Genomic DNA, 3,924 nt, shown 5'->3' on the forward strand with positions numbered 1-3,924 from the left:
GGCTACACTTGTTACTAAGGATCATGACGGTTATCTTTTTACTCAAAATTATGTTCGAATGGAACCGTTAAATACACCAATAGACAAAAAATATATGGCTTATTTGATTAATGAGAATCCTAAAATTAAAAAGCAGTTTAAACAGAACTTACAGGGGAGTCAGGTTGTACGATATAGTCTTAGCTTATTAAAAGAAATACAGTTACCAAGACTACCATCAATTGAAACACAACGTATTATGGGGGATATTTATTTTAAACAATTACGTCTAAAAGCATTAAAACAGCGTGTGGCAGATAACACATATCGTAAAGCAATTATTATGTTACAGGGAGTAAACTAATATGACAGAGCTAGAATTTGAAAATAAATTAATTGAGCAATTATCAACTGGGATTGTGACTAATGTAGCTAAGTCTAATCAAATAGGCGATACAATGGATGCTTACGGTAACATGAAAGTTTATAAAAGTAAACTTTGGAAATATGAGCCAACTATAAAAACAACAGAGGCTCTTTGGGATAACTTTCGAAAGATTTTGTATCAATTAAATCAAAATCAACTGACACAACCATTAAGTGATACGGAATTTAAACAAGTTCAAAAGGTAATTAATGAACTGTATACACCATATCAAGCAGGACAGTTTCTATATGGTATTAATGGAGTATCCCAAGTAGAAGTCGATTTAGATGATGGACGCCATGTATTTTTAACAGTATTTGATCAAAAACAAATTGGGGCAGGTAATACTGTTTATCAAGTGGTTAGCCAAGTTAAGAGAGAACCACAAATTGCGGGTCGCCCAGAACGTCGTTTTGATACAACACTACTCATTAATGGCTTGCCAATTATCCAAATTGAGGAAAAATCTGTAAAACATTCTGTAGATGAGGCATTAAATCAAATGCATCAATATATTCAGGAAAAACAGTATAGTGATATTTTCTCAACAGTTCAAATTCTAGTTGCAATGACGCCAAATAGAATTAAATATATGGCTAATACTACGGCGGATCTGTTTAATAAAGACTTTGCTTTTGAATGGCAAAATCCTAATGATAACAAGGTTGTTCGTAATTGGACTACCTTTGCAGATATGTTCCTTAGCATACCCATGGCGCATCAAATGTCTACATTATTTACTATTCTTGATGGTACCAAGAATAAACAAATGCTTAAGGTTATGCGCCCTTATCAAGTATATGCCACAAAAGCAGTTTTAAATGAATTAAAACGCGCTGATTTCGATTTACCAATTAATAAATTAGGTTATGTTTGGCATACAACAGGATCTGGTAAAACGATTACTAGTTTCAAAACTGCATGGCTAGCAAGTCGCATGCCAAATGTAGATAAGGTAGTATTCGTCGTTGACCGTATCGCATTAACAAAACAAACTGAAGCAAATTATAAAGCGTATGACCCTGAAGGTTCTATTGATATTGATGGTAAACAATTCGATACCGTTGGAGGGACAGAAAATACTTCAGCGTTAAAGAAAAAATTAAATGAAAAAGGGTATGGCATCATTGTTACCTCTGTACAAAAACTAAATACTCTCATTAATCGTAAAGACTTTGTGGTACCTAATAAGAACTTTGTGTTTATTGTAGATGAGGCCCATAGGTCTACCGGTGGTGAAAGCTTCGAGGACTTACAAAAAGTATTTAAAGGTGCTGCTTGGGTTGGCTATACAGGAACACCTATGTTTGATAAGGTGGTTGGTAAAAAAGGTACTAAGACTCATGAGGTCTTTGGTAAGTTATTACATGCGTATACTATTCGTGAAGCCATTGCAGATAAAAATGTATTAGGTTTTAAAGTGGATTTTGAAACCACTATTGCGGAAGACAAAATGAAACTTGAATACCTACCAAAGTTCTATAAAGATAAATACCCTGATTGGAATGATCTCGATATTGAACGAAAGATTGCTAATCTTACTGATAATGATATGGACGATATGATAGAGCCTAGTTTTTATGATAATAATCAAGATCACGTAAAGTTGGTTGTAGAAGATATCTTTAAAAATTGGAGGAATCGTTCTAATGATGGTGCTTATAACGCGATGCTTACTACACATGTAGGTGGGAATAGAGCAAGTACACCAATGGCCTTAATGTACTTTGATGAATTTGAAAGAGTGAATCAAGAACGTGTAGAGCAAGGGTTACCAACGTTAAAAGTGGGTATTACTTTCAGTATGAGTACCAATAATAGTGATAACCAATTAACTACAAATGATGGTTTATTACGTGCTATGAAACATTATAATAAAATGTTTGGTACGAGCTTTGGACTAGATGACGTATCAGGTTATACACAAGATTTAACAACACGCTTAAATCGTACAGCACAAGATGGGCAGTATTTAGATATTGTTATCGTTGTGGATCAATTATTGACTGGTTTTGATGCACCGCAACTAAATACACTGTATGTGGATCGTACATTAAAGGATGCATTGTTAATCCAGGCGTATTCGAGAACAAATCGTATTGCTGATAATCAAGGCAAGCCGTGGGGCCGTATAGTCAATTATAGATGGCCAGCTAAAAACGAAGAACTCATGAACCGAGCCTTAAGTATATATGCTAACAAGCACTCTGCTGATGTACAAGAAACATTAGTTGATACAAAGGCATTAATTGATACTGGTGTTTTAGCAAAACCTTTCAAAGAACAATTTGAAGAAGTAAAACAAGTGGTAAATCGTCTTGCAGATATGACAGATAATTTTACAGAAGTTCCTGCTAGCGAAGCTAAGCAAGAAGAAATGTTTAATCTTATGCGTACATATAGTGCTGGAATGTCAAAGCTAAAACAATATGATCCAGATGTTGTTAATGGAGAAGACATCGGATTTGATTATGATAATCCAGATGAACTTGTTACATTGCTTGGGATGACACCTGAACAAGAAGAAATGTTAACCACATCTTTGTATAACGACTTAAAAGAACGTATTGCTGAAAATCATGATGTACCAGTTGCTCAAATTGAACTACGCATGATACATGTAAAACAAATTAGTGTTAACTATGATTATCTCACTGAATTGATTGAAGCATTAATGAATGCTGTTCATGAAAACCGTATGGATGCTGCTGCAGATTATCGTGAAAAAATTAGTGATTTTGCAATGGCTTTAGATGATCGTCAATATGCAAAACAAATCAATAATGCAGTTGATGCAATCTATAAAGGCACGTATCCACCAGAAGGAAAAGAAATCCAATATCCTGTAAAGTTAACTAGTTTGGAAGTCATCGATGATGTAAATACGATGATTATGAAAGATGATATTTTTGATTTCCGCTTAAAATGGGGAATCATTGATGTTATTAGTAATGACGAAATATTAGATCTATTTTCTCGACATACGGCTGGTAAACAGGATTTAGATAGTACTGGTAGAATTAGTAAGCTAAAAAAAGATGCACGTGCAGAATATCAAGCAAAAGCACAAGATGCGGATATTGTAAGCCTTAATAAAATTAAATATGGTAATGAACTTGTGGCAGCTTTATATAAATTTGCAGATTCTTATGTTAATGAAAGGTAGTGTTGTTATGATAAAAGAAAAGCGAGGTTATGATGAGTAAAGAAAAACGGAGAGTACCTAAATTACGATTTCCGGGATTTACTGAAGATTGGGAACAGCGTAAGTTAGGTAGTATTGGCTCAACATATACCGGATTATCAGGTAAAACGAAAGAAGACTTTGGGCATGGTGAGGCACAATATATTACATATTTAAATGTATTTCAAAATACAGTCTCAGATATAACTATGACTGATAAAGTAGAAATAGATACAACACAAAATGAGGTGAAATACGGGGATGTATTATTTACCACCTCATCTGAAACACCAGAAGAAGTCGGTATGTCATCGGTATGGCTTGGACATATGCC

Annotated in this window: 1 protein-coding gene and 2 pseudogenes; all 3 read left to right on the top strand. The window is 34.2% G+C overall.

The window, feature by feature from the left end; genetic code table 11:
• Window positions 1–343: pseudogene (locus tag QZ334_RS07385) on the top strand (restriction endonuclease subunit M); the annotation flags it as partial.
• A 1-nt stretch (window position 344) separates the two neighbouring features.
• Window positions 345–3,572 carry a type I restriction endonuclease subunit R gene (locus tag QZ334_RS07390; protein WP_295233251.1) on the top strand — a complete coding sequence of 1,076 codons (3,228 nt, stop codon included), beginning with the start codon at window positions 345–347 and terminating at the stop codon, window positions 3,570–3,572.
• Window positions 3,573–3,604: 32 nt separating this feature from the next.
• A pseudogene (locus QZ334_RS07395) lies at window positions 3,605–3,924 on the top strand (hypothetical protein); the annotation flags it as partial.

This window comes from Veillonella sp. (genome assembly GCF_019414865.1).
Taxonomy (GTDB): domain Bacteria; phylum Bacillota; class Negativicutes; order Veillonellales; family Veillonellaceae; genus Veillonella.

Excerpts from the sequence above, each read along its gene's own strand:
- QZ334_RS07390 (WP_295233251.1), top strand. The coding sequence starts at position 345 with ATGACAGAGCTAGAATTTGAAAATAAATTAATTGAGCAATTATCAACT.